The sequence below is a fragment of the Lentilactobacillus parafarraginis DSM 18390 = JCM 14109 genome (assembly GCF_001435895.1).
Taxonomy (GTDB): Bacteria; Bacillota; Bacilli; order Lactobacillales; family Lactobacillaceae; genus Lentilactobacillus; species Lentilactobacillus parafarraginis.
On sequence record NZ_AZFZ01000003.1, the window covers coordinates 71,372 to 92,192 of the forward strand.

20 protein-coding genes are annotated in these 20,821 nt (G+C 48.2%); 2 read left to right on the plus strand and 18 right to left on the minus strand.

What is annotated here, in order from left to right:
- Positions 1 to 68: 68 nt before the first annotated feature.
- The 6 genes from pepT to FD47_RS01480 form a co-directional block, all read right to left on the minus strand.
- Complete coding sequence (gene pepT, locus FD47_RS01455) at positions 69 to 1,358, minus strand: peptidase T (RefSeq protein ID WP_056979956.1); 1,290 nt, start codon at positions 1,356 to 1,358, stop codon at positions 69 to 71.
- Positions 1,359 to 1,621: 263 nt separating this feature from the next.
- Positions 1,622 to 2,539: a ribonucleoside hydrolase RihC gene (gene rihC, locus FD47_RS01460; protein WP_054732357.1), complete on the minus strand. Its 918-nt coding sequence runs from the start codon at positions 2,537 to 2,539 to the stop codon at positions 1,622 to 1,624.
- 27 nt (positions 2,540 to 2,566) lie between these two features.
- Positions 2,567 to 3,880 carry an NCS2 family permease gene (locus FD47_RS01465; RefSeq protein ID WP_054732354.1) on the minus strand — a complete coding sequence of 438 codons (1,314 nt, stop codon included), beginning with the start codon at positions 3,878 to 3,880 and terminating at the stop codon, positions 2,567 to 2,569.
- A gap of 31 nt (positions 3,881 to 3,911) precedes the next feature.
- Complete coding sequence (locus FD47_RS01470) at positions 3,912 to 5,198, minus strand: NupC/NupG family nucleoside CNT transporter (protein WP_008210951.1); 1,287 nt, start codon at positions 5,196 to 5,198, stop codon at positions 3,912 to 3,914.
- Positions 5,199 to 5,350: 152 nt separating this feature from the next.
- Positions 5,351 to 6,187, minus strand: coding sequence for an alkaline phosphatase family protein (locus tag FD47_RS01475; RefSeq protein ID WP_054732351.1), 837 nt, complete (start codon positions 6,185 to 6,187; stop codon positions 5,351 to 5,353).
- A 985-nt stretch (positions 6,188 to 7,172) separates the two neighbouring features.
- A complete protein-coding gene (locus FD47_RS01480; protein WP_235806040.1) occupies positions 7,173 to 8,186 on the minus strand; it encodes a hypothetical protein in 1,014 nt (337 codons plus the stop codon).
- A 218-nt stretch (positions 8,187 to 8,404) separates the two neighbouring features.
- Here FD47_RS01480 and FD47_RS01485 point away from each other — a divergent pair, with 218 nt between their 5' ends.
- Positions 8,405 to 9,607 (plus strand): SGNH/GDSL hydrolase family protein, encoded by a 1,203-nt coding sequence (locus FD47_RS01485; RefSeq protein ID WP_054732348.1) that lies wholly within the window; start codon positions 8,405 to 8,407, stop codon positions 9,605 to 9,607.
- Between the two features lie 116 nt (positions 9,608 to 9,723).
- Here the strand turns inward: FD47_RS01485 and FD47_RS01490 are convergent, their stop codons facing one another.
- The 4 genes from FD47_RS01490 to FD47_RS01505 form a co-directional block, all read right to left on the minus strand.
- Positions 9,724 to 10,641: a hypothetical protein gene (locus FD47_RS01490; RefSeq protein ID WP_156404140.1), complete on the minus strand. Its 918-nt coding sequence runs from the start codon at positions 10,639 to 10,641 to the stop codon at positions 9,724 to 9,726.
- Positions 10,610 to 10,993, minus strand: a complete 384-nt coding sequence (locus FD47_RS01495; protein WP_054732342.1) for a hypothetical protein — start codon at positions 10,991 to 10,993, stop codon at positions 10,610 to 10,612. Before FD47_RS01495 ends, FD47_RS01490 begins: the two co-directional genes overlap by 32 nt.
- 126 nt (positions 10,994 to 11,119) lie before the next feature.
- Positions 11,120 to 12,853 (minus strand): hypothetical protein, encoded by a 1,734-nt coding sequence (locus FD47_RS01500; protein WP_056979958.1) that lies wholly within the window; start codon positions 12,851 to 12,853, stop codon positions 11,120 to 11,122.
- Between the two features lie 200 nt (positions 12,854 to 13,053).
- The gene (locus tag FD47_RS01505) at positions 13,054 to 13,287 is read right to left on the minus strand and encodes a hypothetical protein (RefSeq protein WP_054732333.1); all 234 of its coding nucleotides are present in this window, start codon (positions 13,285 to 13,287) and stop codon (positions 13,054 to 13,056) included.
- Positions 13,288 to 13,681: 394 nt separating this feature from the next.
- On the opposite strand from FD47_RS01505, the gene FD47_RS01510 reads away from it, so the two are divergent.
- A complete protein-coding gene (locus tag FD47_RS01510; RefSeq protein WP_054732329.1) occupies positions 13,682 to 14,053 on the plus strand; it encodes a hypothetical protein in 372 nt (123 codons plus the stop codon).
- Positions 14,054 to 14,120: 67 nt separating this feature from the next.
- On the opposite strand, the gene FD47_RS01515 is transcribed toward FD47_RS01510, so the two are convergent.
- The 8 genes from FD47_RS01515 to FD47_RS01550 form a co-directional block, all read right to left on the minus strand.
- Entirely contained in the window at positions 14,121 to 14,591 is a 471-nt protein-coding gene (locus tag FD47_RS01515) for a Panacea domain-containing protein (protein WP_054732327.1), read from the minus strand.
- A 12-nt stretch (positions 14,592 to 14,603) separates the two neighbouring features.
- Positions 14,604 to 15,242 (minus strand): carbonic anhydrase family protein, encoded by a 639-nt coding sequence (locus FD47_RS01520; protein ID WP_056979959.1) that lies wholly within the window; start codon positions 15,240 to 15,242, stop codon positions 14,604 to 14,606.
- A 58-nt stretch (positions 15,243 to 15,300) separates the two neighbouring features.
- Complete coding sequence (locus tag FD47_RS01525; RefSeq protein ID WP_054732324.1) at positions 15,301 to 16,284, minus strand: LacI family DNA-binding transcriptional regulator; 984 nt, start codon at positions 16,282 to 16,284, stop codon at positions 15,301 to 15,303.
- Positions 16,285 to 16,433: 149 nt separating this feature from the next.
- A complete protein-coding gene (gene hxlB, locus FD47_RS01530; RefSeq protein WP_054732321.1) occupies positions 16,434 to 16,976 on the minus strand; it encodes a 6-phospho-3-hexuloisomerase in 543 nt (180 codons plus the stop codon).
- Complete coding sequence (locus tag FD47_RS01535; protein ID WP_054732318.1) at positions 16,973 to 17,596, minus strand: orotidine 5'-phosphate decarboxylase / HUMPS family protein; 624 nt, start codon at positions 17,594 to 17,596, stop codon at positions 16,973 to 16,975. Before FD47_RS01535 ends, hxlB begins: the two co-directional genes overlap by 4 nt.
- Entirely contained in the window at positions 17,593 to 18,558 is a 966-nt protein-coding gene (locus FD47_RS01540) for a sugar kinase (protein WP_054732315.1), read from the minus strand. The genes FD47_RS01535 and FD47_RS01540 overlap by 4 nt, the downstream gene beginning before the upstream one ends.
- 21 nt (positions 18,559 to 18,579) lie before the next feature.
- Positions 18,580 to 19,872 (minus strand): hypothetical protein, encoded by a 1,293-nt coding sequence (locus FD47_RS01545; RefSeq protein ID WP_056979960.1) that lies wholly within the window; start codon positions 19,870 to 19,872, stop codon positions 18,580 to 18,582.
- Between the two features lies 1 nt (position 19,873).
- On the minus strand, positions 19,874 to 20,623 hold the full coding sequence (locus tag FD47_RS01550; protein WP_054732312.1) for a sugar phosphate isomerase/epimerase family protein: 750 nt from the start codon (positions 20,621 to 20,623) through the stop codon (positions 19,874 to 19,876).
- Positions 20,624 to 20,821 lie beyond the last annotated feature (198 nt).

The window sequence follows — 20,821 nt, forward strand, 5'->3', positions numbered from 1 at the left end:
GGAGCAAAATTTTTGGTTTTGTCCCGGCCTCTCATGGATCATCATTTATCTCAAGAATCACTTATCGATCATTCCGGTGAAAAAGACACCGGGGTCACATCTTCGTGCCCAAATTGGCGCACGTGTTCCTTAATAATTTCAACCACCACTGAAGCGACGTTAACCATCGCCTCAGTCGTAATGTATTCGTAAGGGCCGTGAAAATTATCCCCGCCATTAAACAAATTGGGGGTCGGAATGCCCATTGCCGTGATCATATTGCCATCGGTACCGCCGCGAAACGGAACTACCTTGGGGACCATATTTAATCGCTTATAGGTGTCCAGCACCAAATTCATGACGTATGGATGCTGCTGGATCACGTCGCCAATATTTTGGTACTGTTCATCGATCTTCATGGCAATCCGCGGTGAATCGAACTGCTTATTGAGTCTGGCAACCGTATTTTCAAGTAAGCGCTCCTTCACGTGGAACCGGGAACGATCAAAGTCCCGAATGATGATCGTGAGGTGCGCCTTGGAAATGTCGCCGTTAAAATCCGTCACAAGAAAGAATCCCTGGTGCCCCCGACTCTTTTCGGGCACCTCGTTTTTTGGTAACGCGGCAACAATTTCACTCGCCACGCCGACCGCGTTGACCATCAAGCCATACGCATCGCCGGGGTGAACGGCAGTCCCGGTAATATCGATTTCGGCTTGGGACGCGTTAAAGGTTTCCGGTTCAATTTGGCCCGGCTGACCGTTATCCATCGTATAAGCAAATTTCGCGCCAAACGCCTTTGCGGGAAACCGTTTAGCCCCGCGGCCAATCTCCTCGTCCGGGCCAAATGCCACCTCAATCGGACTGTGTTCGACGTCCGGATGGGTCACAAAGAACTTGAGTGCACCCATGATTGCCGCGATGCCGGCTTTATCATCGGCACCCAACAGTGTGTTGCCATCGGTCGTGATCAAACGCTGGCCAATCGCCTTTTTTAAATTGGGAAACTGAGTGGGACTCAGCACCAGATTCTTCTTCCGGTTCAACACAATGTCAGCGCCGTCATAGTTGGCGTGAATTTGCGGCTGGACATTATCGGCATTGTAGTCAGCCGTATCCAAATGGGCAATGAAGCCCATCGGCGCTAATTCTTTGTCGGAATTACTGGCAAGTTCACCAAGCGCATACCCACTGTCTAAATCGTAAGTCGCCTCAACGCCCATCTTCTTCAGGTCGTCAACAATCGTTCGCCCAAGTTCCACCTGCCCCGGGGTGGTCGGAACGGTTGGACTCTTAGGATCTGATCTGGTATTAACTTTTGCGTACTTAATAAAGAGAGATTCAATTAAATCCTGATCTAACTCGTTCAACTGCCTCACCTAACCTTATCAAATTGGCCTCTCTGGTTTGTCTGTGTCTTATCATAAGAGGTTAGTGATGAATTGTAAACAAGGGACTCATGGCCACCGGTCAGTTGTCATTTAAAAGAGAATGGAATGCGGTTGGTTTCCAGAGCCCGGCAAGGAAGCTGATCTGGGTCGCCCGGTTTGATATTGTCGTATGCCAACAAGCCAAAAAAGGTTGAGACAATCGACACGTTGTCTCAACCCGCGGTCGTTTCCACAACCGGTAATTTGAAGGGCTAGGGCTGCAAAATTGAGGCAACCTCATCCAGGAACCACTTATTGAAGGCCGCCGCATCAATATCGACACAGACATCCGCGTTGGTCTTGCCGTTATGGTAAGCGCCCCGAATATCGCCAACCGTTTCACCAATTGCCGGCCCATCGGTAATCACGTCAATCCACATTGGGCGGGTCGTAATTGCTTCGGGATGCAGCAGATAGAAAATGGTGTTCACATCATGCATCGCAATCCCCTGAGCACTGTTATCACCATCGTGAATGATAATGTCGTGCAGCATCCTACCGGTTTCGTTGATCGTCGGCAGTTTTTGAAGGGATTCCGGCGTCAGTAACGCCTTCATGGTGATATCCAAGCCGACCATGGTAATCGGCAGCCCGGATTGATACATCACCTTAGCCGCATCGGGATCCGTGAAAACGTTGAACTCCGCGGCACTGGTCATGTTGCCCATGCCAAGGGACCCGCCCATGGCAACGATTCGGTCAATGTGATCTTTGACTTCTGGGTATTCACTGAACAATAGCGCAATGTTGGTGTACGACCCGGTCGGCACCAGCGTGATTTTCTCATCACTGGCCAAAATAGTGTCTCGAAGCGCTTCAACCGCGGTTTTAGTCAGTGGTTTGCCCAAATCTTCAGGAAAGTCATAACCCGGCATCCCGGATTCACCATGAATGCGGGCGGCATCCTCAAATTCCTTAATGAGTGGCTGCTGGGCACCCGCAGCAACCGGGACGTCCTTATTAAAAAAGCGAACAATCTTTAATGCGTTTTTAGTCGTCTTGTCAACGGTGACGTTACCGGCGACGCTGGTAATTAACTTCAAATCAATCTGCGGGTCGTTGAGGGCCATCGTTAACGCCGCGGCATCATCAATTCCCGGATCAGTATCCATCACAATTTTAATCGTCATGTTGATTCTCCTTTATGTTTTCAAAGTCTAAAGTAACGCCGAAAGGACCAAGTCGCCCAAAAACAACCCGCCTAACACATAGGTTGCCGTCGTCAACTCTCGCGCCCTTCCCGCCGCAATTTTCAGAATGGGATACGCCACAAATCCGAATGCCAAGCCAGTCGAAATACTGGTGGTAAACGGAATCAAAACAACAATTAAAAATGCGGGAAACCAATCCGAAAAGTCATACATATTAATTTTACTTAACTGATTCATCATCAACGCCCCGGTAATGATGATCACGGGGGCAATCGCTGCCTGGGGAACGAATGATATCAGTGGAATAAAGAATAGCGAAACGCCGAACATCAATCCCGCCACAATAGCGGTGATTCCGGTTCGCCCACCGCTTTCAATTGCTGACGCACTTTCCGCGGCAGCAACCGTGGGACTGGTTCCTAACAGTCCGGAGAGAAAGCTGGTGATGGCACTCGCCTGAAACGCCTTTTTGAACTTGTTGGGATTCGGCATAATGCCTTCCAACAGGCCCATTGATTCAAACACTAAGATCATGGTCATGGAAAAAACGGCGAGAATAAACGACACACTGAGAATATGGTCAAAGTTTCCCTTTGCCAGAATCTGCTGGTACTTGGTGATATCCCCAATCCCAACTGATGGCGAAGCCTGATCCTTGATCCCAAACAGAATTCCAATCACCGAAGTGACCAAAATACCGATAAAGAAGCCGCCGGTCACGTTGCGCATGAACAGAAACAGCGTCAGCAACAACCCAAACAGGGCCAATAGCGTTGCCGGCTGGGTCAGATCGCCCAGGGCCAAAATTGAACTTTTCCCGGCCTGAATCAGCTGAGCCTTTTCTAACCCAATTTCAACCAGAAACAGCCCAATCCCCGCGGTGATACCGGCCTTTAACGTTTCCGGAATGCCGGCAGCTAGAATCTGGCTAAGCTTGGTAAAGGCAATCACCACGTAGATCGCGCTGGCCACCATTGAGATGGCCAGGGCTTCCTGCCACGACAATCCCATTGCGACGACCACCGTGTAAGTGAAGAAGGCGTTGACCCCCATTCCTGGGGTGAGAATAACCGGGGCGTTTGCCCAAAAGCCCATCAGTAAACAGCCAATAAGCGATGCAATGATGGTGGCGAATACGCTCAAGCTGGTCGGAATCCCCGCGTCTTTTAAAATTAACGGGTTGACGATGATAATATAGGAAATCGCGAAGAATCCGGTAATTCCCGCAATCAGTTCCCGTTTGATTAAATCCTTATCGCGAAAAGCCTCACGAAGCCGTAGCTTATTGGCTACGGCTTCCGCTCTTTGTCTCTTATCCAAAAAATAACCTAGCTTTCAAATCAGTCGATTATTACCAGACAAACAGGCCAACAATTCCGGCGGACATTAACGATACCAGGATCCCGGAAAGCAGCATGATGCCAACGTTTTTACTGATCAAATCATTCTTTTTCTTATCAACTAAGCCCTTGAAGGCCCCGATAATCATCCCGGTCGTTGAGAAGTTCGCAAATGACGTGATGAAGACCGTCAACTGGGCCTGATAGTGCGCTGGGAAAATACTGAGATTGTGGATCGTCCCGGCAATCTTACCCATAACAACGAATTCATTGGTAACCAGCTTCATTCCCATGAATTGCGCAAATTGGAACGCGTGGCTGACATCCAACCCCATCAACCATGCAAATGGGAACATGATAATTCCGAGAATGTGCTCAAGGGATAACCATGGATTGAATAATGCCAAAATTTTGTCAATCAAAGCAGCCAAAGCAACGAATGCGATAACGTTGGCGGCAATGATTAAAATCAGCCGGCCAGCACCGAGAATTGAATCACCCAGAAATGAGAAGTACGGTTCTCTCTTACCTTCAGCGGAGACTTCCCCCTCTTCAACGGCAACGGCTTCTTCGGCGGCGGTACTGCTGCCACCCATTTTAGCGATCGTGTCTTCTTCAGGCGTAACGGTAACCGGGTTTAGAATACTCGTAATAATCAGCGCGTTTAAAACGTTCAGGGGAACCGCCGTTAGAACGTATTGCCCGGGAACCATTTGCGTATAAGCACCGATAATTGAAGCGGTGACACATGACATGGACATCAAAGCCAACGTTAAGTTTCGCTTGGCGTTCATTTGCTTTAATTGAAGTGATGAAACGGCAAGGGCTTCAGTATTGCCAAGAAACATCATTTCAACGGCAAAGAACGATTCAAACTTGGGCGCGCCGGTGATAAATGACAGCCCGCGACCAACCCATTTGATGATCCAGGGCAAAACCCCAATATAGGTTAACGTGTCAAACAACGGCACGATCATCAGGATTGGCAGCAGCGCACTGGTGACGAAGTTCATCGACTTCGCAGTTCCGCCAAATTGTGGTGTGACCCAGTTAGGCAGAGCAAAATTAATTCCCTGGTAGGCAACCTGAACCAGCCAGTTGAACCCATCAGCGGCTGCTTTAACAGCATCCCGGCCCCAGCTAAAGCTGGTTAATACCCAGGCCAGCACCAAATTAATTACCAGAACAACCCCAACTGAACGCCAGTTGATATTTTTTCTGTCCTTGGAAAATAGCAGCGCAATCCCCAGGTACACGACCACCCCAAGGATGTTGACTAATAAATATGTTAACTGCATATACGGAAATCCTCTTTTCTGTAGTTTTAAACGGTGGTGCAGTTATAAATCGACAGCAATAATGACAAAAACGGTTAAAAAAATAACGGTCCCCCTTATTCACAGCATTTGGTTTTTAAAGATTGAACCCAAGAATAATTGCGAACCGGATTTTATCCCAGTTCCCCTAGAAAGCTCTGGCCGACGGATTCGGTGGAATAATCCAGCGAAAAGACGTCGGCAATCGTGGCCCCAATGTCTGCGATTGAGTGCCGAATCCCCAATGATTGCCCGTCCTGATTGGTTGGGGTGTAGGCAATTAACGGCAAGTACTCTCTGGTCGGTGAAACAGCCAGCGTCATATCGTTGGCAAAACTTGCTGTGACGATCAAAAGATCCGTCTGGTGCATCTCGTTAATTGTCTGGGCAATCTGCTGGTCGACTTCCCGGAGGTCCTCCAAATACGCTTCCCGATCCCCATTTTCAGCGTCCTGGCGCAGATTTTGAAGGGCAATGTAAATAAACCCCTTAACCGGTAGATTAACCTCATGGTGAAGGGTTTGAAAGGCCAGGTTGTCGCGATTCACGGCCACAATGTCCGCCAGATTTTGATTAGCAATGTAGCTCTGGTAATTGGTGATCATAATGGATTGCGCGTAGTCATCGCTGAACTTAACAATCGGGTCGATGACGCTGGTTACGCGGGTCCCATCCTGGTAGTCGAGCATCTCGCGAGTGCCGCTTTCAGGATCGTTTCCCATCCCCTGAAGGTGGATTTTACCGTAAAATCCCAGCGGGTGGTCAACTGGCGGCAACCCATTAATTGGATGACCAAAGCGAATGTTGCCCAACCCTAAGCGCCCAAGTGTTGGCAGCTTTAAAATCCCCTTGACTTCAGCGGCAACGTGGCCAATGGTATCCGCCCCGACCGCATTAAAGTCCTTGGCATCACTGGCCTCGCCAATTCCTAATGAAGCAATATCCATTAATATGACACGTTGAAAGTTCATGTAAAGTCTCCTCTTTTAACGTCAAGTTAAGGTTCTCACTTGGCCCTATCATTAAGAATACCCAATATGGTCAGTCGTGTAAATAAGTATGCTAACGGATTTTAAATTGGTAATACCTTTTACTACACAGAATGCGCTTTCATTATAGCAAAAACCCTTTACTCTGACAACATTGTTAATCAATTGCCGTCCTCGCCCTTTTGAAGCCAAAAAAATAAGCCCCAGGTTTGCTATGCGTTTCAACCTGAGTGCTTATTTTTTGGAAGGGATGTAACGGGTTAATACCCACTTTTGTAAAAATCTAATATCTTATCGCCTCAATACTAACTTTCTAAATTGATCTGACTGTCGCAAACATGAATCGTCTTTTATAATTTTAACTTTTGATATATTTGCCGCACGATCAATTCTAATGAACCATGAAACTTCAGTTACTTGAAAACTTTGGATCATTCGTGCTATAAATCAACTTGATGTCCCATCAATTTGACTATTATCGGATTCATCGATCCACTACAAGCGACCTCTGTACATAACCCTATTCAATTATTTCAATAGGTATTAATAGTAGATCTTACAATCCATTCGATATGATTTAACAACTAATTTTTCAAACACTTAATCACCTGAAATTAATATTGTCATCCGAGCCTGCAATCACTTCTGCTACTAAATCACTAACTACATGCCTGGAGTAATCATCCACAACTTCAAATTACAAACATTTGAAAATATTTTGCATTCCCAACGATTTCTCGCTGGTGGAAGAACATTCAAAGTAGGTCTTAAACCCTTGATGCTTCGAACTTTCTTTCCCTTCCTTGACTATATAATACCATATCTGGAAGCGTTTGCAAGGGGAAAGTCTCCTTTTTAACAAAAGTTGTTGAACCCACTGATATCAAGGGATTCCGCCTGTGTTTTGGGAAAAGTAAAAACGAGAATCAGCCATTACTAGCCAATTCCCGTTATTAGTATTCATAAACTATCTAAAAATGAATCGAAGCGGATCAAAAACAATGAACGACAGCGCAACAATTCCAACGATTGACAAGGTGATAATCACTGGCAAGGTTTCGACAACGCCATTGACGTCATGATCAGAGTACTTCACGTTGGAAACCGGGGTCGTAATGGTGACCTTCTTCCCCTTAGACGTGGTAAACTTACCCGGATTATTCCGCTTGCTTAATGCCTGCTTGTAAAAAATGTTGCTATAGGTATCAAAACTGACTAGTTTAGTCGTATTTTTCTTTGGACTGTCGGCGTCACTCTTTGACACCCGATTTGCAAATGAATTATGGGCAATTGCATTCGCAGCTTTAGGCTGTTCAATCGCCGTCTGGTTGGCGGCCTGCCCAATTACACCAGTACTTGACTGCTGGTTACCAGCTGACTGGCCATTTGCGGTTGCATTCGTAGCAATCCCCGCCGGATCAGACTGACTGCTGCTTGAAGCTGCGGTACCGGAAACGTCCGGCTTAGTATTATCTAAACCGCCGCCCGGAACGACCCGATTAATAATCGATTTAACGACCTTATCGGCATCAGTCCCCGCACCAGCAGAGCCCTTATCACCCAAACCAAGCATTGGCTCAGAAGATGGGGTGCTGGAGCTGGCAGTGTCGGTAGCTGAACTGCTACTTGAGTTGACATTATTATCATCGGCATTTCCGTAAGTAGTCGTCGTTCCCCCACTGGCGCTTGAACTACTTGAATCGGAACTACTGTTGGCATCAGCTGCCGGATCAACGCTATTCCACGAAGGAACGGCGGCCTTGTCTGAATTACTTGATGACGATTGAGATGAACTCTCCAACGACCATTGATTACTTTCCCCAGTATGTAAAGAACTGTTATCAATGGTGCTTGCGGAAGAAGAACTGGCGCTTGTCGTCTGCGTCGAAACGGGCGTCTGCACATTGGTCGAACTTGAATCAGCTTTGGCATTACCCCCAACGCCGAAGCTAAAGAAAGCCAATATGATAGATGACGCCATTACTGACCATCTATATTTGAATTTCCAATTCATGTTGATTCCCCCCGACCTTAAAATAGTCGTACCATACATGTAACATGATAAATTATTTAGCAACCTTTTTCAAGGGGGTTACCCTTTTTTGGTAAGTTATCAGTATTTCACGGGCGTGTAAATCATTCGTAACATAGGGGTGGTATTCTTATAAACGTTAACAATATTTTGAGGAGATTGCCATAATGATAAAATTAAGATACATGACCATCGCAATTGCGACGTTAATGGGGATGTCCGCATCGACGATGGTAACTTCAGCGGCTGCCAAATCAACCACCCCAACGGCAACCGCAACATCAAGCAGTAATAAGGCTTCAAGTTCCAAGAAAACGACGAAGACCGCTAACCCCATTCCGGCAGCGACGCTTGTTAAAAGCACGACAGTCGATGAAGAACTGCCTTACCACATCGAAAAGGGCTATGTCTACACGACGTCCGGGCTCAACAAACAGGCCGGTTCAGCCAAAGACTTTGCCAAGGTCACCTGGTATACTGAGAAAAAAGCTGTCATCGACCGGACCGCTCAGGGAAGCGGGAACTCCGTTTGGTACTACGTTAAGAGCGGCAGCGGGCAACAAGCCGGCTGGATCTGGCAGGGAAACCTCGAACCCATTTCGGAAGGAAATTTTGATATTGCCATGAAAAACAGCGATTATTTTAAGGGCAAAAAGGTCATCTCTCTCGGCGATTCAATCACCAAAGGCTATGACGGTTACGAAACCCTGGATAATATGGGCTATCCAACCTGGTTAAGCCGCTACTTAAACACCAGCGTCACAAATGCCGGGTATAACGGCGCTTTTCTATGCGATGGTGGTGAAGAAGAAACCGACGGTGATATGACGCCGACCGTCAACAGCCACAACTTCAAGAACTACGACGTCGCCACCATTTCATATGGAACCAACGATTACGGCCACGTGTCCAACTCCCTTGCAGATATCGAGACAACGCTCAGACAGAATATCAAAAAAATGAAGTCTGACAACAAAAATTTGATTATCTACGGCATCTTGCCAATTACCAGATATGACGCCGATTCCAATTCGGACAACGTTATTGGTAAGGGCGGCTTCACGATGAATGACCTGCGGGATGCTGAAGCGGCCGTTTATAAATCATATAACATTCCCGTATTGGACTGGCGGAACGATTCAACCCAGTTAATCACTGACGCCAATCACAAATATCGGCTTTACGATGAGCGCCTTCACCCAACGGCAAAGACTTACCAATTGATGGGCCGTGAAATTGCCAAGTTCATGATTGATAACTACCCGAAAGACAAGATCAAATCAACTAAGAAGACCACTTCTTCCAAGAAAACAACGACAACAGCTAAAACAACTGCCAAGAAAGTCTCAACGACAAACACAACCAAATAGTTTGAAATGCTGAACAGTCAGTCACCCCATCACGGTGATTGACTGTTTTTTTTGCGCAAAAAACGACCCAGCCCCGAAAGACTGAATCGTTTATCTGATGAATCTTTAGTTAGACATTATCCAAACAAATTTCCGAAGAGATTACTCCAAAGTGAATTCGAACTGGATGAAGCAGCAGCGGAAGCAGTATTGGCAGTGGTGTTGGTTCCACTTGCACTCGTGCTGCCGTCGACTAAGCTTGAAACGGTACTTGTGCTGCTTGCAAATGTCTTGGCATTGAAAGCACTGGATTGATCACTATCAGCACCAGCTGTCGTGAAGACGCCATCAAGATTATTCTTAACGGCATCTTTGCGGATAACGTTTGACGCCGTTGCGGTATATGGAATAACTACTTGGCTACCCATCTTAATGCTGTCACCATTGGCAGACTTAATGTCCGCCGCCGTTGTTGTTAGTTTAACAACCCGATAATTAATGATGCCGCCAAAGAGGAAGTTACCAACCGCGTCGATTCCACCGCTAATCACATTTCCGAGACCGCTCAAGATTGAGCTAAAGGCATCGGAACCGGCTAGGATGTTCGATAACTGGCTCATGGTATCGCTACTTGAACCAGAAGTCGTCCCGAACAGTCCGGAAACGCTTGGGGTTCCAGTGCTTGAGGCGGTCAAAATGGCTTGATGCTGCCAACTAATGAGATTGGTCATCGGATCCGTATAAGTCAGGTAATAAATCGTATCCATATTGGCGCCCGAAACAGCATTCATTACATCTTGCGCAGTAAACGTAGTCCGTTGACCATTATTGCTGCTGGTGTAACTACTCTTAGCTAACTTGGCAATTAACGTATTCAATTGAACACCCTGTGGTGACGTGTAGGCATTCTTGCCAACCGGATCACCAGGCAGGCCATTGTATTGCCGACTGTCAGCCTTGGTCGTGTACGTTGCGGCGGTGTCAAACAAGTTGGCGTTCGCAGAGGCAGCGTTCACGATGAATTTAACCGTGCCACCATATTGCGCAGCGGTCAACGCATTGTTGTTTGTCGTTGCGTTTGCGGTGCTTGCAGCAGGTGCTGAATAGCCGTACGGTGACACTTTGGCGAACCGGCACAAACCCAATGTCAATGTCTAGAAAGCTTTTTTTGACAAGGTGCGGTAGAAATCCGTGTCCTTGGTACTGCGCGTCATCCATGTGAAGCGTTGGAACGTAGAACAGCACCCCGGATGGCGTTGACGCTGGCCCAGCCTTGGGATCACTGGGATCATGGGCCGGGCCTAAACGGCGCTCGAATTCCTGAACGCGGGAAAGAATTCCGGCAGCGATGTCGGCCAAATCGTCAGGTAAGTTCGAAAATTGATGGTTTGAAAAAGATTGCGACATACAGACTCCTTACTGATGGCCCGCCACCCCTTGGGAGAGGCACCCGGCCATCAACTCAAATGCAAATCATTCCTTCAAGTATAATCTGAATGCCTGGGGAACACAATCAATCTTTCTCGTTTACCGTTATTCGGCGGGCTTTGTGACAACGACGTTCACGCTGACGGATTCCACCTGGTTGCCCTTCTGGACGACTTCCACGACGGGCGTTAAGTTCGCCTTCACGTTGGCCTGATCGATATAGGTGGTTTGCCCATTTCCAAGGACCCGCTTAATTTTTGCCGGGTCCATCCCCTTGTCGATTTTGTCAAAGTAAGGGTACCGGGTTGGATAAAATACCTTCACGGCTAATTTCGCCAAGGTGGCTTTCCACCCAGAATATCCAGAATTAGTCATATCAACATCGAAATGACAGGCTGCTGGATTTGCTGGTTCCGGAACTTCCAATGATTTGGGATCCAGCTTCAATTCGACTTTCACGTCCGTTAAGCCATTATCATCTCGAGTTGTCGTGACCGAAATGTCAAATTTGATGGTCAGTGGCAGCTCTTCAATGAACTGTTCAACATTGATACTCAATTGCTTGCCATCTCCCAGCAAGCTTTTCACGGTTTCATCACTCATTGGTGACATGATGACCAAGGATCCCAAGTAGTTTAATTTGTAATACAAATTGGCAGCTGTCTGAATTTGATTTTTCAACTCATCATTCACCAGCATCCCCAAAATGCCACCATCCAGGCCCGACACCACCGCCTTTGGATTCAACCACTTCACCTGCGTATACGGCACTAATTTCACAATCGAACTGGCGGTCGGGCTGACCACAACCACGTAGTTTCGCCCACCTTCAGCCGTAAACCGCTTGCCGTGACCCAACTTCTGAGAAATGGTCGCTAACGCCATTGACTGATCATATTGGAAGGGCTCGACCAAGTCCTTAATCACGTTGTCCTTGTATGCCTTTTGAACCTTTGAAATAATCCCCTTATCGGTCTCCTGAGTCATCCCCGTACGATACACCTGCGCATCGGTGTGGCTGAATTTTCCGGAATAGTTAATCGACCCTCCCGGTGCGCCAGGGTTCTCGGGACTTGGGGTTACCGGATCCGGTTGGCCCGGCGTTGGCGTTTCTGATCCCGGCTGTTGCGACACCCCATCATCGCCAGCTTTCGGGGTGACGGCGCCACTATAGATCCAGCCGTTAATGGCCGGGTGCTGGGCACTGGCAACGTAGTAGTAAACTTTATCGCCCTTCTCGCGTTCGACAACACTCTTTACGTGAAGGTCGTCCAAGGCATACGGGATGGTCGTGGTAATCACTTTGGATGGTTTATAAGTCGTTCCCACCGGTGCTTGCCAGGTGACGTGCGTCGTTCCGGGATTGGCAAATTGATACGTCCTCGTCGCTTCGGCAGTTGTTCGGGTCAGTTCATGATACGTTTTAGCTTCATGCAGCCCGCCGCCAAACCGATTCACCTTCGTTCCGCCATAGACCCAACCGCGATGTTTACCGTCAAATGTCACCACCTTATAGTAAACTTTCTTGTGGTTGGTGCGGGCAACGCGGTAAGCTCGCAAATAGTGATCCGCATCCTCCGAACGATCCATTTTCTTCATGGTCTTCTTTGACAACACCACCCGTTCACCCTTTAAGACGCTGGGTTTCGTATACAGTCCAGCTTTACCGTTCGGTTCGACGTTTCGCTTGCTGGCTTTCAACTTCAACGCGGTTTGCGACACAATTTTTTCAGGGGCCTTCGCATTGGCCGTAGCTGAATGCCCCATCAAAATGCCACCACCAAGAGCGGCGGCCACCAGTGACGTGAGCATCAAGCGTTTCGATAGTTGTTGGTTCATGATGTTTCCCTCCATTATTCTTATTAATACCATAAGGATATCCGATAGATATGCTCTCAGTAAGAATAATGTATGATCTTTTTTATGAAATCATAATTTTAATGTAATACTGGTGTTAATCGTTTCCACTGGCATCATAAAAAGGGCTTCGAACAAGCACACCCCGTGCCGTTCAAAGCCCTTTTCGATCCAGCGAACCGTTACTTCATAATAAACTCAATTCCCTTAACATCCGCCAAAGCCACAAACTGGTTCTGACTCATGACGTTGGTAAAAGTGAGTTGGTGATCCTTAATGCCCGTTATGTATCCGACTAGGTCGCCAAGGCCCACCTGGCGCTGTGGATAACCGTCAAGCACCAGTCTGACCATTTGCCCATGCTGCATCGCCTGAGTTGCCGTCTTGATAATCGTTGTCCCGATTGTATGATTCACGATAAATTCCCCCTGACAGATTACTATTATACGAACGAGCGTTCAGGAAGACAAGGGGAAAAATTCTTATTTTCCACTCATAAATTGGCAACCCTCGATGACAATTAGGGTTACGAAATTCAGGTTATTTTTCAGCGTGCCGGAATGCAAAATCTTGCTTGACAAACCAGTTTGGATCCCAACCACGAATCAGTTGGAAAGGTAAAGCGGTTCAACATTTGGAATAAAACGCCCGCCTAACAAGATGATGACACTTTGGTAACACCCATTGTGAATGATATGAAAACATGGTAATTTAAAGAGTATCAGGAGAAACTATTTTCATCCCTAACACTGACAGCCGCATCCAAAGCAGTTGCCCGAACGATCAATCAAGGAGCATTGATAATTCAAAATGACTAAATATCTGACACTAGCTGTGGCAAGCCTCTTTTTCAGCGTTGGCTTTTTGACCACCGGCGTTTTCGCCGCTAAAATTACCACCGTTTCAACCAGCGGTCTCACCGTGGGTAAACATAAAACCAAGGCCTTTCATGGCTACCGAATCGAAGCTAAAAACTACGTCCATTACAATACCGAATATCAAGTCCGCCAGCACGCCACGTTATCCAAATACCGGCCAACCCAAAAATCCAAGGTCATCTACAAGTACGGCACGAAGATTGTTCCAACCCGTCATCCCTGGATCTGGCATCACGGCAAGAACGACAATCTGATTACACTTTTCAAATATTCTAAGGGCAAGTGGCATTCGGTGACGGATTAAAGCTTCATCTTAATCCGCACAATTTACCGCCGAAAAACGGCCTTCTCAGCAATGGGAAGGTCGTTTTTTAGGCATCATTTTTAACAATATGTTCTCTAAAATAGCGTCGCAGACATTCCGGATCAATCACGTCACTTTGCGGCGTGACCTGCCAGGGCTTTTCGGCCTTGGTTTGCGTCACAAGTGCCGTCGCTTTCATCACCCCAAATGTTTCTTGAACTTCAAAGGCAACCCGAAGCAGGCGGTCGTCAGAATTAACCTCGCGATAGTTCATCTCGTCGATTGGAGTGACGTTATGGGTTAACACCCGTTGGCCGCGAAAATGCTGATGGACAACCGCGACTGCCGGCCCGTATTGCCAGGCGAGAATGTCGTTCACAAACGCCTTCTTACCGTATAGCGCCAAGTAGGTGCCCTGAACGTAATAGAGCAGCGCCATCACCTTCATTTGGGTTAATTTTTCGGCATCAGGTTCTCGCTGTTCGCGGTCCCGATTGACCACGATGAACCAGCTCACGAGTTTTAAAACGACAATCATTATTTTCTCCTGTTATTGATGATAATAGCCAATCGGTCGATTTAGCGGTGGCTGAACGTCGCGATTGTTCGCTTTGAAGTGGTGGGTAAACCAGGCCAATTGATCGGCGCTAATGGTTACGATTGGATTTGTGATCACCAACCATTCAACGCCTTCGGTCAATGGTGGCGTGGTAATGGATCCTAAGTAGTGAAAACCAGTTGGGGCTTGAGTGAGCCACTCAGAAACTGGCAGCGGGATCTCGACGGAAGTGGTCTGCTTCTGCCGGTAACGATCAAAAATGGCCTGCAGCGTTGGGTCCGCGTTTCCAATTGAGACCAATAAGGCAACCACCACTAACTGACCAATCGCGTTTTGATGCACCAAATGAATTTCAAATGGGCTAGTCGTCCCATCAACCACGTGCTCTGCCGGCGCGTGAAAATGGACCTGAACGAACGAAAATGGGCGGTTAAAGATCGTCGCTTCCCCGGTTCCGGCCACGCGGATCGTTGTTTCGTCATCGATTTCTGTTTTTAATTGATAATTTGCATCTGCTTGAAACGCCAGCGGTTTTGAAACCGCCACGGCATTCGTCGTGTTTAACGCAAGCGGTGACTGTTGCTTTCCCCAGCCATTAGTCCACGCCTGCTGATTTGAATAATTAAGCATAAGGTCGCTTCCTCGTTTTTAACTAATCATATGGCTGACAACGGTGTCATTGCAAGGGCTAGTTTAACTTTGCCGGGATAACGATCCGGCGAATTGATCGGTCGGCCCCGCTAAGCCAATCAAGCATCACTTCAGCGGCGCTTCCGCCCATTAAATAGGGATTTTGGGAAATAAGCTTCAATCGCGGCTCCAATCGGCGGGCGTAGTCGGTATCCGCAAAGCCGGTTGCGGTCACCCGATCGCCATCAATAACTCCTTCAAAAACCAACTCGGGAATAAATTCCAAGAACCACCGTTCCTTCAAGCAAAAGATCAGGGTTCTCCCATCACTGTCGTTCACTAATTTCGTCAATTGTCGAGCCACCGCATTATGGTTCGTCGCGGTCTCCGAGATCTCAACGACGGTCACCTTTTTGAATTCAGCCGTAATTCCCCGGTAACGTTCCTCACGTGTCCGGGCTTCCTTAATCGCTGAGGTAAGCACAATGACCCGGTCAATTCCCGCTTCGGCGAAATGTTGACTGACCGACCGGGCAATCTGATAATTATTGGTAATAATTTGCGGCCAGGGGCTGTTGTCGATCTCCCGGTCAACGGTGACAATCGGCATCGATCGCCGTAACGCTTCGGAAATGGTCTGCGGGTTGTTACCCGGCTGAATAATCAAGCCGTCAAACAGCTGACTGCCAATCGTCCCGAGTAATTTTTTCTCCCGTTCATCATCTGAATCGGCGTCAAAAAGCACCCCAATGTAGCCCTTACTTTCAAGAATTGAACTGATGCCCTTAAAAAGTTCCGTCGAAAAATAATCATCAATATTGGACACAATTACCGCGATCATTTTACTGGTGTTGGTCTTCATTTGTCTGGCCACCGAATTGGGCACATAATTCAGCTTCTCGACGGCGTCGTGCACTCGCTGCGCCGTTTTTTGGGACATGCGGTCCAATTCACCGTTCAAATAACGAGAAATCGTGGCGACCGAAACCCCCGCCAATGCCGCAACGTCCTTAATGTTGGCTGTTTTTTTATTGTTGGCCATTTTATCACCATCTCAGTTAGTTTCTGATCCGTTCTATCTCGGTTAATTTTACCATTCTAAAAGGCCCAACAACAAGCGATTGCAGCTGCTGGGCCGGTTAGAAATCTGAAATTTTATCCTTGTTCATTGGCCACTCAAACGTTAAACCACTATTCCATATTTGAATGGGTCTGCTTGGCGGCCTCGTTGGACACGTTATCCCGCCGGCTTAACATCAGGCACAGCACGTCTAAAGTGATATGAACGCTTTGGTCAAATAACGTGCTCAGCAGCTGGATTGACTGAACGCCATCACCAGCCTTGGTTGCCCCGGGAACAACAATCGTCGCGTCACCCAATTTTCCCAACGGAGAATCTGGCCGGCTCGTGACCGCGACAATCTGAACGCCGTCCGCCTTCGCCTTCTCAGTCAATTCCAAGATACTGGCGGTTTTCCCGGATCCCGATACGGCAACGAGAACGTCGCCCGCCTGGACAGAAGGAGTGATGGTCTCACCAATCGCGTAAACCGTGTAGCCAATGTGCATCAGCCGCATCGCAAAGCCCTTGGCCATCAATCCGGAGCGCCCGGCGCCCAGAACAAAAATCCGCTTGTCCTTCTGGATAATTGTTTCCGCATCCTGAAGCTGATGTTCATCAATCAACCCCATGACTTCGTTAACTTCCTGCATGACCTGTTTAACTAAACTCATTTAATGACCTCCATAAATTTTTTCGCTGCGGCAACGGGATCGGCAGTTTTAATAATCTTACTTCCCACAATCACCGACTCAGCAATCCCCTGCTTTGCCAATCGCTTCGCCGTTGGCAGATCAATCCCGCCCGCAACCGAAATGCGTTTGACGTCCGGAAACCGCTCGTGAAAATCGGCCACCGTTGCCACGGCATCAAAGCCGGCCACCGCATCGTGAGAATGGTGAATCCCATAGATGGCATCCGTGAACCCGGAAATTTGGGCGATCTTGTCGGTCCCCGTCTCCATCAAGTCAATGAAGAGGTCGCCGCCGCGGTCCTGGGCCACCTTATGAACGCCGGCCAGGGTATCCGCACCGGCAGCGCCCATGACCGTTAGGATGTCAGCTCGAGCATCAAATCCCTTTTCGAATTCGTAAGGGCCTTCGTCAAACGTCTTCAAATCCAGCAGTAGTTCAGCGTGCTTGAATGCTGGTCGATGGTGGCCAATTTCAATCAACCCGTAATCCTTCACAATCGATGTTCCAAACTCAACAATATCGACGTATGAATCCAACTTTTCCGCCAAGTTCACCGCATAGCCTAGTGAAACCCGGTCGATTGCAACTTGTAATTTCATAATTGGTCAACCACTCCTTCTTTTTCATAAAACGCCCTTAGTCCCGCCTGATCCGGATAGCCATCATTGTCACCGTATGTCTGAACCTGAAGCGCGCCAACGGCATTGCCTCGCGTCACAGCGGCTTTCAATGACTTCCCTTCCAGCAACGCGGTAATAACTCCCAACGCAAAGCCATCGCCCGCGCCGACCGTATCAATCACCCGGTCCACCTTAAAGCCCGGCACGGTGTACTGATCACCCGCATCCGTCTTCACAAATGCTCCGGCAGCGCCCGTCTTAACGATAACCGTATGGGTATGGGCCCCTTTTAGATAAAAATCGGCAATCTTTTCCGGATCATCGCTGCCCATCAAAATTTTTCCCTCTTCAACTCCGGGCAAAACAATGTCGGCATATCCGGCTAGATCATTGACCGTCTTAATCATTTTGGCGCGGCTTGCCCATAGTGCTGGGCGCAAGTTGGGATCAAAGGTCATCGGAATATGATGATCAATGAGGCGGTCCAGCAGGGTTCGAAACGTTTCTTCGGCGACGTCGGATATTGCCGGGAAGATGCCGGACATGTGGGCCATTTTAACTTCGGATAAATCGACCTGCTCAATGACCTCTTTGGTGAGGTGGGCGGCCGCTGATCCCTTACGGTAATTATAGGTTTCCGGATCCCCGGTTGTCACCAGCTGCTTCAATTGATGGCCGGTCCAATAATCAGGATCCTTGGAGATGTACTTCGCCCCAACGTGATGACTCAAAATGGTTTTAATCACGTAGTCCCCAAACGGCTCGGCCCCAACTCTTGAAATGTACTGGGTTGAATGCCCCAACCGGGTTGCGCCAATCGCAACGTTCAGTTCGGCCCCACCCATAATTTTCGTGAACTCGGTTGCGTCAGTGATTGACACGTCGGGTTGTTTGGATGCAAAAGTCACAATTGGTTCGCCAATGGTTATTAATTCACTCATTTGATATCCCTCACTTTAAATTTATTTGCCAAAGAAATAGTAAACCAAAACTTCATTAATAATTGAGACCACCCACATCACGGCCACGCCATTTTTCAAAAACGATTTGGATTCAACCTTCATATATTCCAATCCCCAGACATTCCAAGACTGGGTTAGGTCGGTTGAAACGGCCATGATTGATGGTACGTAGAGCAGCGGCAGTAGAAACGCGTCGTTAAATAGTCCGGTTCCGGAAAGCACAGCGGCAGTCGCGGCCCCGGCTCCCCAAACGTGAAGGGGTCCTCTAAACAGTGCCAGCGGCGCCAAAATGCCAAGGGCAACCGCCAAGATCAAATGATCATGCGGCAGGATTGCCGCGAATAGCGGCCGAAAACGCCCGGCGTCCATCTGGGCGGCCCCACTGAACATAATGAGGGCCATTAAGAACATGATTAACCCGGCAATGTCGCTGATTGACTGCTGAACGGTTTTATTGAGAAAGGTCACAAAGTTCTGATAACCCTTTAATTTACCGGTTAACAGCATGGCGAGTAGCGTTGCCAAAGTCAGCGCCGGAATGGCATCCCAGCCAAACAGCATGTTCATCAGCACCGGGATGACCGGCACAACGAAGGCAATTTTGGGCACCTTGACCACTTTATCATTCTTGACCTCAGCGCCAATCGTGTCTAAGTTTTGTTGCGCTCTGGTTGGGTCAATTCGTTTTCGGTTCAAGAACAGGAAGATTATAACAGCCACTAGTTGAACCGCCATTGCGACCCAGCCGAAGACCAGGTACTTGCCGCCATACACGGCGTGGGGAAAGAACGCTTTGATTTGATTGTACAGGACCACGTTGAGATACATCGGCGCCCCGATAGCCATTGAAAATGCCGACAACGCAACGTCGCGAGGGATTCCCACCGACAGCATGATTGGCAGCAAAATAACGCCAATGGCAATCACCGAACCGACCCCGTAGGCACTCACAAAGATGAACGCCGTGACCAGCAAGACCAGCACGCCTGCCATCAACGGATGCTTCTTGCCCACTTTGTTGGTTTCCTCGGAGATTGCCGGGGCGATGCCACTATCCACCAACACGCGGCCAAACCAGGAACCAAAAACAATGTAGATGATCGTTGGCCCGTAATTAAGGGCGGGTTCCGCGAAGACCTTTTGAATGACCTGATCGGCGGGAACCATGCCAACAACCGACCAGACAATTGCCATAACGAAGAACCCAATCATTAAGTTGCCGCCCTTAATGACGTACACAATGAAGGCCGCGAAGGTGACCAGTAATAAAATGGCACTAATTGTTGAAAGCATGTTATCCCTCCATTCTCGCTCGCAGCAAATTCATCTGGGCCTTAATCTGAGAATCAGAGCTCATCGGAAATTCAAGGGCGATCGGAACCCGAGTGGGAAGATTGTCTAAAATTTCTTCCCAGTTATAAATGCCGGTGTTCAAATCGGCGGATGTCACCAGCGTGCCGTGATCGTCGATTGTGTTTTTCAAATGAATGTAGCGGGTATATGGCGCCAATTCTCTGGCACTCTGGCGCGCATCATTGTGAGTGAACGCCCAGTTCCCCAAATCGTAAACATAGCCAAGCTGGGTTAAGCCGGCCTGGTGGGCGCTGCTCAAAAATCGCTTAATTGGGGCAACGTTGCCGGAAACGGCAGTTTGGTCATTTTCGACGTTTAACTCGATCGTCTCAAGCGGCAGCCCCTCAAAAGCATCACGCAAATCTCCCCGGAAGTGATCAAAGTGTCCGGTATTGAACTTGATCTTGGAAACCCCCATGACCATCGCCTCTTGAAAATACTGCTCAAGCTTGGGATTCCGCTCCCCAGATGCAAGAAACACATCGTCGGGAACACTGTAGTTGACAATCAGGCCCTGCTTTTTCGCCCGCCGGCCCACTTCAGGCATCTCCATTGCCGGGTCCTTAAAATATTCCCGGCGCACTTCGATCCCGTCAGCTCCAAGTGACGCGACCCGGTCAACCAGCTCAGCCTGCCCAGTTCCCGTCTTTACCGCGGTTTCAAAAATCCATGTGTTCAAAATCAAAGTCATGATGGTTTCCTCCATTACTATTCGTTGAGATATGTCGCTACTTCATTAACCACTGAGCCATCCAAATTTAAATGTGTTACCCAGCGCGGCGCCCGAAACACGCATCGCTAAGCAGAACTCAATTTGCCGTAGCGCCCTGATCAAACAGATTCAAGCAAGGTCGTTATTTAGAAGCTGTCCAAGATCTATGATTTTTGA

What these genes read in the sequence shown, in the direction of transcription:
- FD47_RS01475 (WP_054732351.1), bottom strand. Translation starts at nt 6,187, where the DNA reads ATGAACTTTCAACGTGTCATATTAATGGATATTGCTTCATTAGGAATT.
- FD47_RS01525 (WP_054732324.1), bottom strand. Translation starts at nt 16,284, where the DNA reads ATGGCCAACAATAAAAAAACAGCCAACATTAAGGACGTTGCGGCATTG.
- FD47_RS01470 (WP_008210951.1), bottom strand. Translation starts at nt 5,198, where the DNA reads ATGCAGTTAACATATTTATTAGTCAACATCCTTGGGGTGGTCGTGTAC.
- FD47_RS01480 (WP_235806040.1), bottom strand. Translation starts at nt 8,186, where the DNA reads ATGGCGTCATCTATCATATTGGCTTTCTTTAGCTTCGGCGTTGGGGGT.
- FD47_RS01535 (WP_054732318.1), bottom strand. Translation starts at nt 17,596, where the DNA reads ATGAAATTACAAGTTGCAATCGACCGGGTTTCACTAGGCTATGCGGTG.
- FD47_RS01550 (WP_054732312.1), bottom strand. Translation starts at nt 20,623, where the DNA reads ATGACTTTGATTTTGAACACATGGATTTTTGAAACCGCGGTAAAGACG.
- FD47_RS01510 (WP_054732329.1), top strand. Translation starts at nt 13,682, where the DNA reads ATGACTAAATATCTGACACTAGCTGTGGCAAGCCTCTTTTTCAGCGTT.
- FD47_RS01545 (WP_056979960.1), bottom strand. Translation starts at nt 19,872, where the DNA reads ATGCTTTCAACAATTAGTGCCATTTTATTACTGGTCACCTTCGCGGCC.
- FD47_RS01495 (WP_054732342.1), bottom strand. Translation starts at nt 10,993, where the DNA reads ATGTCGCAATCTTTTTCAAACCATCAATTTTCGAACTTACCTGACGAT.
- rihC (WP_054732357.1), bottom strand. Translation starts at nt 2,539, where the DNA reads ATGACGATTAAAATTGTGATGGATACTGATCCGGGAATTGATGATGCC.
- FD47_RS01485 (WP_054732348.1), top strand. Translation starts at nt 8,405, where the DNA reads ATGATAAAATTAAGATACATGACCATCGCAATTGCGACGTTAATGGGG.
- FD47_RS01500 (WP_056979958.1), bottom strand. Translation starts at nt 12,853, where the DNA reads ATGAACCAACAACTATCGAAACGCTTGATGCTCACGTCACTGGTGGCC.
- hxlB (WP_054732321.1), bottom strand. Translation starts at nt 16,976, where the DNA reads ATGAGTTTAGTTAAACAGGTCATGCAGGAAGTTAACGAAGTCATGGGG.
- FD47_RS01520 (WP_056979959.1), bottom strand. Translation starts at nt 15,242, where the DNA reads ATGCTTAATTATTCAAATCAGCAGGCGTGGACTAATGGCTGGGGAAAG.
- FD47_RS01540 (WP_054732315.1), bottom strand. Translation starts at nt 18,558, where the DNA reads ATGAGTGAATTAATAACCATTGGCGAACCAATTGTGACTTTTGCATCC.
- FD47_RS01515 (WP_054732327.1), bottom strand. Translation starts at nt 14,591, where the DNA reads ATGATTGTCGTTTTAAAACTCGTGAGCTGGTTCATCGTGGTCAATCGG.